The organism is Pseudomonas sp. LB3P31 (assembly GCF_054897945.1).
Genome location: NZ_CM142710.1, coordinates 5,439,106 through 5,452,010, shown reverse-complemented (window position 1 = coordinate 5,452,010; position 12,905 = coordinate 5,439,106). Strand labels below are relative to the sequence as shown.

Genomic DNA, 12,905 nt, shown 5'->3' with positions numbered 1-12,905 from the left:
CCGAAGGCTGCGATCTTTCGATCTTGGCGATCTGCCGAACAAACAAAATCAAAAGATCGCAGCCTTCGGCAGCTCCTACACGATGAGTTGTGGAGACGGACAGATATGAGCGACTTCAATACCCTCGAGCTTCAGACCGACCCCCGGGGTTTCGCCACTTTGTGGCTCGATCGCGAAGACAAGAACAACGCGTTCAACGCGCAAATGATCCGCGAGCTGATCCTCGCCCTGGACAAGGTCTCGGCTGATAGCAGCCTGAGATTCCTGCTGCTGCGCGGGCGTGGCAAGCATTTCAGCGCTGGCGCCGATCTGGCGTGGATGCAACAGTCGGCCGACCTCGACTACCACACCAACCTCGATGACGCCCGGGAACTGGCGGAGCTGATGTACAACCTCGCCAAGCTGAAAATTCCGACCCTGGCCGTGGTGCAAGGCGCGGCGTACGGCGGCGCACTCGGCCTGATCAGTTGCTGCGACATGGCGATTGGCGCCGACGACGCGCAATTCTGCCTGTCGGAAGTGCGCATCGGCCTGGCCCCTGCCGTGATCAGCCCGTTCGTAGTGCAAGCCATAGGCGAACGCGCGGCGCGGCGCTACGCCCTGACCGCCGACCGCTTCAGCGGCCAGCGGGCGCGGGAAATCGGCTTGCTGGCGGAAAGCTATCCGCTGGCTGAGCTGGAAGCGAAGGTCGACCAGTGGATCGACAATCTGCTGCTCAACAGCCCGGCCGCCATGCGCGTCAGCAAGGATCTGCTGCGCGAAGTCGGTAACGGTGCGTTGACCCCGGCACTGCGCCGCTACACCGAAAACGCCATTGCGCGCATCCGCGTCAGCCCCGAAGGCCAGGAAGGCTTGCGCGCCTTTTTGCAGAAACGGGCGCCGAACTGGCTTGCCACCCCGACCACCAAGGAGCCGCGTTGATGAGCACGCCCGTCATTACCACTTTACTGGTGGCCAACCGCGGCGAAATCGCCTGCCGGGTGATGCGCACCGCCAAGGCCCTGGGCCTGACCACCGTGGCCGTGCACAGCGCGACAGATCGTGATGCCCGCCACAGTCGCGAAGCCGACATTCGCGTCGACCTGGGCGGCAGCAAGGCCGCCGACAGCTACCTGCAAATCGACAAGCTGCTGGCCGCTGCGACAGCCAGCGGCGCCCAGGCGATCCACCCAGGCTACGGCTTCCTCTCGGAAAATGCCGGGTTTGCCCGGGCCATCGAGAATGCCGGGCTGATCTTCCTCGGCCCACCGGCCTCGGCGATCGATGCCATGGGCAGCAAATCCGCGGCCAAAGCCTTGATGGAAACAGCCGGCGTGCCTTTGGTGCCGGGTTATCACGGTGAAGCCCAGGATCTGGAAACCTTCCGCGCTGCCTGTGAGCGCATTGGCTATCCGGTGCTGCTCAAGGCCACGGCAGGGGGCGGCGGCAAAGGCATGAAAGTCGTCGAGGACGTCAGCCAGCTGGCCGAAGCCCTGGCCTCGGCGCAACGTGAAGCGCAATCGTCGTTCGGCGATTCGCGGATGCTGGTGGAAAAGTATCTGCTCAAACCACGGCATGTGGAAATCCAGGTCTTCGCCGATCAGCATGGCAATTGCCTGTACCTCAACGAACGCGACTGCTCGATTCAACGTCGCCATCAAAAGGTCGTCGAGGAGGCGCCGGCTCCAGGCCTGAGTCCGCAACTGCGGCGCGCCATGGGTGAAGCGGCCGTGCGCTCGGCGCAGGCGATTGGTTACGTTGGCGCGGGCACCGTGGAATTCCTGCTGGATTCGCGCGGCGAGTTTTTCTTCATGGAGATGAACACGCGCCTGCAGGTTGAACACCCGGTAACTGAAGCCATCACCGGGCTCGACCTGGTGGCCTGGCAGATTCGCGTGGCCCGTGGTGAAGCGTTGCCGATGACCCAGGAGCAGGTGCCGCTGATCGGTCACGCCATCGAAGTGCGCCTGTACGCCGAAGACCCGGGCAATGATTTCCTGCCGGCGACCGGACGCCTTGAGCTGTATCGCGAATCGGCCGAAGGCGCCGGGCGTCGGGTCGACAGCGGAGTCGAGGAAGGCGATGAAATCTCGCCGTTCTACGACCCGATGCTGGGCAAGCTGATTGCCTGGGGTGAAGACCGCGAACAGGCGCGCATGCGACTGTTAAGCATGCTCGACGAGTTCGCGATTGGCGGCCTCAGAACCAACATCAACTTTCTGCGCCGGATCATTGGCCATCCTGCCTTCGCAGCCGCCGAACTCGATACCGGGTTTATTCCACGTTACCAGGAACAGCTGCTGCCAAAGCCGGCCCAGCTAGGTGATGACTTCTGGCAAGCGGCCGCGCAGGCATTTGCCCAAAGCCAGCGCGCAACTGCACGCATCGACGACCCGGCTTCGCCTTGGGCCAAGGGCAACGGTTTTCGTACCGGGCTGCCGGCGGAAATTACCTTGCACCTGAGTTGCGAAGGCCAGGATCGCGCGCTGACCCTGGGCACCGCCAACGCGGGCACTGCACAGCTCAAGGGCGAGCAGCTGTTGACCGAACACGCCGGCGTGCGTCGCCAGCATCGGGCAATCCGCCGCGACGGCGTGGTGTATCTGCAATGGGAAGGTGAGTTGCGCCGCATCGAGTCCTACGACCCGATCAGTGCCGTGGAAGCCAGCCATAGCCATCAGGGCGGCCTGACTGCCCCCATGAACGGCAGCATCGTGCGAGTGCTGGTCGAGGCTGGGCAAACAGTTGAAGCCGGGGCGCAACTGGTGGTGCTGGAAGCCATGAAAATGGAACACAGCATTCGCGCGCCACACGCTGGAGTGATCAAGGCCCTGTATTGCCAGGAAGGCGAAATGGTCAGTGAAGGCAGCGCGTTGGTCGAGCTGGAAGAAGCCTGAAACCAGGATCGGTCCTACTGGAGGGTAGGACCGATCCGATCAGAACTTGGCGACGGCCTGAACCACCACGCCGATGATCCGGCAGTCGGCGGCGAACAAGGCTTTCGGATAAGTCGGATTGAGCGGCAGCAGGTACCGCTGACCGCCCTCCTCGATCAATTTGCGAAAAGCGGCACCGGCACTGCCCGGCCATTGGGCGATTACCAGTTTGCCAGGCATCGCTTCAACGTCGGGGTCCACCAGAATCAGCATGTCTTCGGCGATACTCGGGCCGGTGGGTGCCGTCATCGCGTCACCCTCGACCCTCAACCAGAAAGCCCTGCCCCGGGCGTGATAGTCGGACTGCTCGAACTGCGTCGCACCGTATACCTGCAACTCGCCATCGCGCAGCAGCTCTGCTCCTCGCCAGTCACTGACCGGGTAGCGGAAGTAGGGGTTGTACTTTTGCGCAAGCGACAGATCATCATCCCCGGAAAACTCGACTTCCCTGAGCACCAGCGCCACTTCGAGAAAATCCAGGCCCAACGCTTCCAGCACACGGTTCATGTCTTCGACACCAGGCTGACGACGCTTGTTCAGCCAGTGCCCAACACCACCCTGTGACATCCCTAGACGGTCTGCGAGTATCTCCTGGGTGATGTTTAGCTCACCCATCTTGGCCTTGACCAAATCAATCCATTTATCCATGTCCGGCACGATACGCGGGCTCCTACCTGCGCTCAAAACACAAGCTGTATTATTTCAATTGTCGAAACAAATACACTTTGTACTAAGCTCTTTTTTACGGATCTGAAAATCAAAAAAGGAGTTTAAAAACGATGGCAATCACCAGCAACGACTTGCCCGACGAACCAATCGACACCTCTCTTACCTCGCCCCAGGGCTTCGCCGCAGCGCAGCGCGCGCTCGATTACTACTTGAAACCAGCTGTGTCAGCAGAACCCGGTGAAACGCGTTTTTTCGAGGTGAATCACAATGTCAGCTCTGAAGAGGCACTGGTGCACGCCTCAGACCTGATGCGTTGCGCGGCAACCATTGCTTATGAATCGGCAGTTAATCTGCAAGGCACTAGCCGGCATCTTGCTCTGTCGACGGTACACCTGATCGATATGGCGAGGGCCATGGTCGACAGGTCACTGAAAGAGGGTCAAAAAGGCTGAAAAACTAAGACGCCAGGAAAGAGTTTTCCTGGCAGGCAGCTAAAAACATTTGACTTGTAAACGAGAATGATTATTATTGCATCAGCTGGTCGCGAGATCAGTCGATGGACCAGAAGGCCTTAGGTCGGCCTCCTGGACTGTCTCCTCATCAGGCTAATCACGGTTTTTGACCCGGCTTTTTGCCGGGTCTTTTTTTGCCAGTTGTTCTGGCTTTTGGCTTCAGGCTAATGAAGTCTTTGGTGACTGCAAATTCGATGGCGCGAATGATATCAAAAGAATATCTGTTGGCAAGAGAAGCCCGACAACATTGGGCCAAACTAATGAAAATTAGCACTTGAGAATCAATCGCACAGTCTCTAAGCTGCGTCGGCGTCAAGGAGGACGCCCCCCGATTTCCCGGCAATTTCCCCGATCCCCCCTTCCCTGCGTGTAAAGTAACAGCCATAAAAAATCATATTCAGGAATCGACTATGACCGCGGCTAAATCCTCTTTCGACATCAGCGCAAATTTCGACAGCGGCAATATCGAAGTGCTCGATATCAGCAATCCACTGCAAGCGCTGCTGGCGATCCGGCCCGATACTCGCAGCCCGCATTTCCAGTGGTTTCATTTCAAGGCCAGCGGCCTGCATGTCGGACAGGAGCACTGGTTTCGACTGAGCAACGCCAGCAAGTCCTCCTATAACAAGGCATGGGACGGTTATCAGGCCGTCGCTTCATATGACCACGTCAACTGGTTCCGGGTACCGACCATCTTCGAAGGCGACTGCCTGCGCTTCAGCCTCGAAGCCACCGCTACCCATGCCTGGTTTGCCTATTTCGAACCCTACAGCCGCGGGCGTCACGACTGGCTGATCGAACAAGCGCTAACCAAGGCTGGCACCGAACTGTTGGCTACGGGGAAGAGCGTCGAAGGCCGGGACATTCAGCTGTTGCGCAAAGGCACCGGCGCTGAAGGTCGGCGCAAAGTGTGGATGATTGCCCAGCAACACCCGGGCGAACACATGGCCGAATGGTTCATGGAAGGCGTGATCGAACGCCTGGAACATCACGATGACCCGGTCCTGAACAAGCTGTTGGCTGACACCGATCTGTATCTGGTGCCGAACATGAACCCCGACGGCGCCTTCCATGGTCACCTGCGTACCAATGCCATGGGCCAGGACCTGAACCGCGCCTGGCAGAGCGCCAGCCAGGAGATCAGCCCGGAAGTACTGTTCGTGCAGCAGCAGATGGAGCACTACGGAGTCGACCTGTTCCTCGACATCCACGGCGATGAGGAAATCCCCTACGTGTTCACCGCCGGCTGCGAAGGCAACCCAGGTTACACGACACGGCTGGCAAAACTCGAAGAGCATTTCCGCAGCCACTTGAAGCACCTGACCAAGGACTTCCAGACCAAGCACGGCTATACCCTCGACGAGCCCGGCAAGGCCAACATGACCCTGGCCTGCAACAGCGTCGGCGAAAAATACGACTGCCTGTCACTGACCCTGGAGATGCCGTTCAAGGACAACAACGATGCGCCGAATCCACTGACGGGTTGGTCCGGCAAGCGTTCGAAGCAGCTCGGCAAGGACGTATTGACGACCATTGCCGACATGACTGACGTCCTGCGCTGATCGGTTGCAGCCGCAGCTTTCACTGCGACTGCCACGGTCAACCGCGATCCTTGCCCCGCAGCATGCTGTCCAACACGTCGTCGCGGCGCACCCATCCGTGGAACAGTGCCGCCGCCAGGTGCAGCAGCACCGTCAGGAACAGCAGGTAGGCGAGGTAACCATGGGCCTTGCGCAGGAAGGCGAACACTTGCGCATTGGCCGGGATGATCGAAGGCAACTGCAGCGAGCTGCCGAGCATCACCGGGTCCCCCGCCGCAGAGATCATTGCCCAGCCCAGCAGCGGCAACATCAGCATCAACGCGTACAGCAACAGGTGCGAGGCTTTCGCCGCGAGCACCTGCCAGCCCGGCAGGTCAGCGGGTAGTGGCGGTTGTCGGGTGGAAAATCGCACAACAATGCGCACAACCACCAGCAATAGAATCGCGATCCCCAGCGGTTTGTGCAGGTGAATCAGCCACTGATGGCGCTCGGACACCGAGGCGACCATTCCGGCACCGATAAACAGCATGGCGATGACCATCAGCGCCATCAGCCAGTGCAGCAACCGCGCCAATGGCGCGAAATGATTCGGTTGATTGCTCATGGGTGAGCCTCCTGGCCGGCAGTGGGCAACTGGCTGACTTCGCTGGTGCGGCGCAGGTAGGAACTGGCATACCCGGCTGAACGAGCAGCGAGCAGTGGATCAGCCGAGCCTTCGATACCGGCAGGCAATACCAGCGGGTCATAATTGATGTCCCGACACTCGCCATTGAGCTGCGGCTGGGTGCTTTCGAGCACCAGCATCCCGGCATTTACTACTTTGCGCCCTGCGGGCCAGGCCTTGCTGGCGTCGTCGACCGGATCGCCGGGATCGGCCAGGGTAATGTTCAACTGCCAGCGCAGCGGCCCTGCGGCTATCCGCTGGACCAGGTCTTTTTCGAGAAAATTGCCACCCTCAGGCGCCGTTGCACCGGGCGCATCCTGCGCAACCGGCACCATGCTCCAGCGCACCGCGTGCCGCTGGCCTGCGGCGTTGACCAGGTAAAACGCGTTCACGCTGTTGTAGGTTTCAGTCACATAACTGGCCGAAGGCTTGGCAGTCTTGATCCACGCCAGAAATGGCGCAGCTTCCGGATGGGCGCCGAAAAATGCCGGCACCGCTGCAGGATCGGGCTTGCCGGTGGCGGGCACTGGCGACTGGGCTTGTTGCAATTGATAGAAGGCTTCGGGAGTGCCCACCGGGAACACCGGCATGCTGTTCATCCCGGTGCGCCACTGTTGACCATTGGCCTGGGTGAAGCGCAGCGCCATGCTGCGGATCGGCACACTACTGTCCGGCGCATAGGGATTGCCGGCCGGCAGTGCGAAACGCCCCACGACCGGGGTTTTTGCCTGGCTGAACACCTGGGCGCTGGAGTAGTTGCGCGCCTGATCGCTGCTCTCGAAGTGCCCGATCACGCACACGCCCTTGGAGTGATTGCGCCGAAACCCCGGATGCACACCATTGTTGGTTTCCAGCACGTTGATCAGTTTCTTTGGCGTCAGGCGCTGTGGGTCAAGTGTGCCGTTGACGTAGGCAAACGTCCCGGCAACAACTGCGACCACCAGGGCGATACCGCCAAGGCGCAGTACCACGCTGGTGCTACTCAGCGGCGGCCGGCCGGGCGGTGATGAGCGATCTACCATGAAGAACTCCAGGGCCAGCGGCCACAGGTGAGAAGAACCAAGCAGACTCCGGGGCGGTTTATTCCATCACCGGGTGTTTATTTTTGCAGGCGTGGAATAACCGCGAAGGCCGGGCGTCTTCCTAGTCCACAGCGTAGTGACTCGTCAGAACTTCATGAACGATATCGGCGAACAGTTGAGTGAAACCATTCCCAGGTTGCGCCGCTTCGCGCTATCGCTGACGCGCAACCCGTAAGCCAATCAGCGCTGGAATCAAAACTACCCGATTGGTTAAACTGTGCCGCCGTCGCTCGGGGCGACGGCTTGAAGATCTCGGGGTGACATTCCAGTGACCGCTCGACCGCCCAACCGTTCGCGATTCACCCCACGCTGGCCGGCGTTGCGCCGCCTGTTCGCCAAGCCGTCGGCAATCCCCACCACCAGCGCCCGGTTGATTCACGACTATTTTCGCCAGCAGGCGCATGCCCAGGGCTACACCCTCAGCCACAGTCAGCAACGCGTCATCGATTGCATGGCGCAGTACGCCGCCGTGCTGCCAGGTTCCCCCGCGAAAATGCCCCCCGGCCTGTACTTGCATGGCGCTGTGGGACGGGGCAAGAGCTGGTTGCTCGACGGGTTCTTCCAGGCCATCCCGATCACGCAAAAACAGCGGCTGCACTTCCACGAATTCTTCGCCCGCCTGCATCAGGGTATGTTCAGCCATCGCGGCCAGCCGGACGCCTTGGAGCTGACCCTCGATCAACTGCTGGACGATTGCCGGGTGCTGTGTTTCGACGAGTTTCACGTCCACGACATCGGCGATGCGATGCTCATCAGCCGCTTGTTCCAGGCCTTGTTCAAACGCGGGATCCTGTTGCTGGTCACCTCCAATTATCCGCCGGAGGGGCTGCTGCCCAATCCGCTTTACCATGCTCGGTTCAAACCGGTGATCGACCTGATCAGCTCGGAAATGCAGGTAATGGAGGTCGGTGGGCCGCATGATTATCGCAGCCAGGCGCGGACCCACTCCCAGCAGTTGTTCACCCGGGGACGGTTCCTCTGGCCGGACACACCGGCGCAGCGCCGGGCGTTGAGTTTCCCCGAGGGTGATGCACCGCCCCTGCCATTGTCCGTCGGCACCCGGCAGTTGCAGGTTCGCTATTGCGATCGGCGCACCATCGGGTTTACCTTCGCTGACCTGTGCGAGTGCCCCACGGCGGTGATGGATTATCTGGAACTGTGCCGGCAATTCGACCACTGGATCATCGTTGACCTGCCCCGGCTCACCGACACTTCCATCGCGGCACAGCAGCGCTTCATCAACCTGGTGGATGTGCTTTACGACCAGGACAAGCACCTGATGCTGGTGGGTCAGAATTCGTTGCGCGAGAGCCTGGAGGGAGATGCCATTGATCTGGCGCGAACCCGCAGCCGGTTGGGGCAGTTGGTGGAAACGTGCGTTTCCCCGTAGGTGCTGAGCCTTGTGGGAACTCTGCCCTGTGGGAATTCAGACCTGTGGGAGCAAAGCTTGCTCGCGATGGCGGAGTACCAGGCACCACCAATGTTGAATGCAGATCCGCCATCGCGAGCAAGCTTTGCTCCTACAGGGGGAGGCGTGCCGGTATCATGTGTGCGCCTTCCATTGACCAACAGCGAAGCCATTCCATGGACACCCTTGCCCAACTGCGCGCCGGCCAACTGGCGGGCAGCACCCGCCTCGACCTCGCCTGCGGCCTGAGCGAATTCCCACGGGAAATCTTCGACCTGGCGGACTCCCTCGAAATCCTCAACCTCAGCAACAACGCGCTGACCTGCCTGCCGGATGACCTGCATCGACTGACTCGCCTGCGGGTGCTGTTCTGCTCGGACAATCTGTTCACCGAACTGCCCGCCTGCATCGGTCAATGCAGCGCACTCACCATGGTCGGCTTCAAGGCCAATCGCATCACGCAGGTGCCCGGGGTCGCGCTGCCGCCGCTGCTGCGCTGGCTGATCCTGACCGACAACTGCATTAGCGAACTGCCAACTGAACTGGGTGAGCGCCCGCATCTGCAAAAACTCATGCTCGCCGGCAATCAGCTGCAGCGCTTGCCCTCGAGCCTGCAATATTGCCATCAACTTGAGCTGATCCGGGTCGCCGCCAACCAACTCAGCGAATTGCCCGAATGGCTGCTCAACCTGCCGAGCCTGACTTGGCTGGCCTACGCCGGTAACCCGCTGGAAGCCGAAGCGGACACTGCGGTGCTGGGATCCACTACTGCTATCCCATGGCCGGCCCTGCACCTGGAACAGCAACTGGGCGAAGGCGCCTCCGGGGTGATCCATCGAGCAACCTGGACCCAGCCAGGTAAAACGGAGCAGCGCGTCGCGGTCAAGCTCTACAAAGGTGAGATAACCAGCGACGGTTCGCCGTTGCACGAAATGAGCGCCTGTATCACTGCCGGTACTCACCCGAACCTCATCCGGGTCGAGGGTCGGATTGTAGATCATCCTCAGGCACAGGACGGGTTGGTCATGGAGCTGATCGAGCCAAGCTTTCGCAACCTGGCCGGACTGCCGAGCCTGGCCTCCTGCACGCGCGACGTGTATGCCGATGACACAGGTTTCAGCGCCGACGTGGCCTTGCGCATCGCTGGCGGTATCGCCTCAGTGGCCGAACATCTGCACCAACAGGGCATTACCCACGGCGACCTGTACGGCCACAATATCCTTTACAACGCTCATGGTGATTGTCTGCTGGGAGACTTCGGCGCGGCATCTTTCCACACGACGGCTGACAGCTTCGAAAGCGGTGCCTTGCAACGACTGGAAGTGCGGGCGTTCGGGATTTTGCTGGGGGAATTGCTGGAGCAGATCAACTCCGGGTTGAGCAAAGAGCGTCGGGGCCAGCTGGAAGATTTGCAGCAGCGCTGCTGTCAGCCGCAGGTGACGGCGCGGCCGGGGTTCACAGAGATTGTGCAGGTGTTGGAAAATTTGTGACCGCTACGCGGTCAATCGCGAGCAGGCTCACTCCTACAGAGACCTTGTGTTACACACATTTATATGTACAACACAAAACCCTGTAGGAGTGAGCCTGCTCGCGATAGCGGTATCACTGGAAAAACAAATTAACCCGCCAACCCGACAAACATATCCTGCACATCATCATGGTTGTCCAGCCCTTCGAGGAAGGCTTCGACTTCAGCCATCTGCTCGTCGCTCAAACCACTCACCGGATTCTTCGGCTGGTAACCCAGCTTCGCCGCCAACACCGTGAAACCTTGCTCTGGCAGGGCTTTCTGCACGGCATCAAGGTCCGCAGGCTCGGTCAGGAACAGGGTCGTGCCCTCTTCTTCACCCGGCTCGAAATCCTGTGCGCCGGCTTCAATCGCGGCCATTTCCGGATCGGCGTCGGGGCTGTCCGGGGACGCTTCGATCATGCCGACATGGTTGAAATCCCAGGACACCGAACCCGAAGCCCCCAGTTGCCCTTTGCGAAACGCCACGCGAATCTCGGCAACGGTACGATTGATGTTGTCGGTCACGCATTCAACGATCAACGGCACCTGATGCGGGGCAAAGCCTTCGTAAGTGACGCGATGGTATTGCACGGTTTCGCCGAGCTGGCCGGAACCTTTCTTGATCGCGCGTTCCAGGGTCTCACGAGGCATGGACGCCTTCTTCGCCTGTTCCACCACCAGGCGCAAGTGCGCGTTGGTTGAAACATCGGCACCGTTGCGCGCAGCAATGGTGATTTCCTTCACCAGCTTGCCGAAGATCTTGCCCTTGGCATTGGATGCCGCTTCTTTGTGTTTAACCTTCCACTGTGCGCCCATTACTCACTCTCTTGTCTGTGGCGCCGAAACATCTATTGGCCGACGCTTTGTGCAAGTTTATACGGCCTAAAGTTGGCAATCGACCAAAAATTCCATCGGCGTGGTCGCCGTGACGAATAGGCATCTTCACCAATGGTTGTAGGCCGATTCTGAAAATACATATGCGCTGTTCCCAAGTAGTTGTGGTTTCGTACCCTCTGCGTCCCCTCTCCCAGCAGAAGCGCGCCCGATGCACAACAACAAGGAAAGTCCGTTCAGCCTGACCCTCCTCGAGGGTGACCTGCACTTGCAGGTGTTGCAGTTCAGTGGCCACGAAGCCCTGAACCAACCCTATCGATTCGAGATTGAAGTCATCGCCCTGGCACCAACCATCAACCTCGGCCAGTTGCTGCACCAGCAGGTCTTCCTCGACCTGGGCAATGGCAACGGCATTCACGGGATCATTCACTGTGCCACGGGTGAGCATCGTGGCCTGTGCCGGATCGCCTCAGTGACGGTGGTGCCGTTGCTGCAAGCGCTGGATCAAGGCCGCGTTCGCCGGGTATTTCATCACCTCGGCGTGCCGGACATCCTGCTGCAGCTGCTGACGGAACATGGCCTGCCCACCAGCAGCTTTCGCCTTGAACTGCAGGGCCAATACCCACCCCGCCCCTTCACCATTCAGTACGAGGAGAACGACCTGATCCTGTTGCAACGGCTATGCGAAGAAGAAGGCATTCATTTTCATTTTGAGCACAGCCGCGAGGGACATGTGCTGGTGCTGGCCGATGACAGCTTGAGCCTGCCCCAGGCGCCTGTGCTTATGCCGTTCCGCCCGGTTACGGACCCTCATTGTCAGCTGCCGAAAATCAGCCAGTTGTATCAACGCCACAATGCCCGGTCTTGGCCGCCTCGGCCGGACGCCCGGGACAGAAGCACTGCAGTGTCTGCCGAAAGCGCGGCCAACCACGCCTTTGCAAGCGCACCCGCAACGCCAGAAGCCCAGCGCAGCCTGCGGCAACTGGAACGCCTGCGTTGCCTCTCTCGACAGGTCCAAGGTCGCAGCAACCAGAGCACGCTGCGCAGTGCGCACATTGTCCAGGTGGCGGAGCATCCGGTCCCGGAGTTCAACGATCAATGGCTGCTGATCGATATCCGCCATCAAGGCCGGCAGACTTCGATTCTGGCCCAGGACAGCGATGTTTCGGAGTATCACAACGAGTTCACCGCCATCCCCTGGTCGACAGTGTTCCGACCATCCCTGGACCAGCCCAGGCCGAACATTGCGGCTCCCCAGCCGGCACGAGTTGTTGGGGAGTCAGGCAAGCCGGCCACCCTGGATGATCAAGGACGAATCCAGGTCTGGTTATGGCCGCAATCCACTGCGGATGCAGAATACGGGATCAGGGTGCCCGTCGCCTGCACCACGGCAAATCAGCACCCCGACACCCTGCCAGTAGCAGGCAGCGAGGTGGGTATCAGCTTTCTCGATGGGGATCCGGATCGGCCGATATTCTGCGCCAGCGGGCTTGAGTCGCAACAGTCGCGCTCCGCAGCACGACCCGGCACGCATACCGGCCTGTTACTCGATTGGTTGCTGGAAATATGAGTCAGCACTCGACTGCGAAAGCCCAAGAGGCTGGGGCCGCCGCAATGGACCCATCGCGAGCAGGCTCACTCCCACATTGGATGGATGTGGAGGCACACTATCTGATCTTCGCAGATCTCCTGTGGGAGCGAGCCTGCTCGCGATGGCATCCTCAAAATCGCCATCGCAGGCAAGCCAGCTCCACAGGGTTAGATGCAGCC

General features: G+C 60.1%; 11 protein-coding genes and 1 pseudogene. 8 read left to right on the top strand and 4 right to left on the bottom strand.

Annotated elements, in window-relative coordinates:
• Positions 1–105: 105 nt before the first annotated feature.
• Together ACYZTK_RS24775 and ACYZTK_RS24770 are read left to right on the top strand one after the other, a co-directional pair.
• Positions 106–921 carry a gamma-carboxygeranoyl-CoA hydratase gene (locus ACYZTK_RS24775; protein ID WP_462012233.1) on the top strand — a complete coding sequence of 272 codons (816 nt, stop codon included), beginning with the start codon at positions 106–108 and terminating at the stop codon, positions 919–921.
• Positions 921–2,876, top strand: coding sequence for an acetyl/propionyl/methylcrotonyl-CoA carboxylase subunit alpha (locus tag ACYZTK_RS24770; protein WP_462012232.1), 1,956 nt, complete (start codon positions 921–923; stop codon positions 2,874–2,876). The genes ACYZTK_RS24775 and ACYZTK_RS24770 overlap by 1 nt, the downstream gene beginning before the upstream one ends.
• 39 nt (positions 2,877–2,915) lie before the next feature.
• On the opposite strand, the gene ACYZTK_RS24765 is transcribed toward ACYZTK_RS24770, so the two are convergent.
• Positions 2,916–3,563 carry a S24 family peptidase gene (locus tag ACYZTK_RS24765; protein WP_462012231.1) on the bottom strand — a complete coding sequence of 216 codons (648 nt, stop codon included), beginning with the start codon at positions 3,561–3,563 and terminating at the stop codon, positions 2,916–2,918.
• A 131-nt stretch (positions 3,564–3,694) separates the two neighbouring features.
• Between ACYZTK_RS24765 and ACYZTK_RS24760 the strand changes: the two genes are divergently transcribed.
• Positions 3,695–4,036 carry a DUF6124 family protein gene (locus ACYZTK_RS24760; protein ID WP_462012230.1) on the top strand — a complete coding sequence of 114 codons (342 nt, stop codon included), beginning with the start codon at positions 3,695–3,697 and terminating at the stop codon, positions 4,034–4,036.
• Positions 4,037–4,506: 470 nt separating this feature from the next.
• Entirely contained in the window at positions 4,507–5,658 is a 1,152-nt protein-coding gene (locus tag ACYZTK_RS24755) for a M14 family metallopeptidase (RefSeq protein ID WP_462012229.1), read from the top strand.
• 37 nt (positions 5,659–5,695) lie between these two features.
• Here the strand turns inward: ACYZTK_RS24755 and ACYZTK_RS24750 are convergent, their stop codons facing one another.
• Entirely contained in the window at positions 5,696–6,241 is a 546-nt protein-coding gene (locus ACYZTK_RS24750) for a cytochrome b (protein ID WP_462012228.1), read from the bottom strand.
• Positions 6,238–7,323: a catalase family peroxidase gene (locus ACYZTK_RS24745; protein ID WP_462012227.1), complete on the bottom strand. Its 1,086-nt coding sequence runs from the start codon at positions 7,321–7,323 to the stop codon at positions 6,238–6,240. The genes ACYZTK_RS24750 and ACYZTK_RS24745 overlap by 4 nt, the downstream gene beginning before the upstream one ends.
• Positions 7,324–7,459: 136 nt before the next feature.
• On the opposite strand from ACYZTK_RS24745, the pseudogene ACYZTK_RS24740 reads away from it, so the two are divergent.
• The 3 genes and pseudogenes from ACYZTK_RS24740 to ACYZTK_RS24730 all read left to right on the top strand — a co-directional run.
• Positions 7,460–7,555, top strand: a pseudogene (locus tag ACYZTK_RS24740) (RNA polymerase sigma factor); the annotation flags it as partial.
• 96 nt (positions 7,556–7,651) lie between these two features.
• Entirely contained in the window at positions 7,652–8,773 is a 1,122-nt protein-coding gene (gene zapE, locus ACYZTK_RS24735) for a cell division protein ZapE (protein WP_462012226.1), read from the top strand.
• A gap of 194 nt (positions 8,774–8,967) precedes the next feature.
• Complete coding sequence (locus tag ACYZTK_RS24730) at positions 8,968–10,281, top strand: protein kinase (protein ID WP_462012225.1); 1,314 nt, start codon at positions 8,968–8,970, stop codon at positions 10,279–10,281.
• Between the two features lie 128 nt (positions 10,282–10,409).
• On the opposite strand, the gene ACYZTK_RS24725 is transcribed toward ACYZTK_RS24730, so the two are convergent.
• Complete coding sequence (locus ACYZTK_RS24725; RefSeq protein ID WP_462012224.1) at positions 10,410–11,117, bottom strand: YebC/PmpR family DNA-binding transcriptional regulator; 708 nt, start codon at positions 11,115–11,117, stop codon at positions 10,410–10,412.
• A gap of 229 nt (positions 11,118–11,346) precedes the next feature.
• Between ACYZTK_RS24725 and ACYZTK_RS24720 the strand changes: the two genes are divergently transcribed.
• Positions 11,347–12,705 (top strand): type VI secretion system Vgr family protein, encoded by a 1,359-nt coding sequence (locus tag ACYZTK_RS24720; RefSeq protein ID WP_462012223.1) that lies wholly within the window; start codon positions 11,347–11,349, stop codon positions 12,703–12,705.
• Positions 12,706–12,905 lie beyond the last annotated feature (200 nt).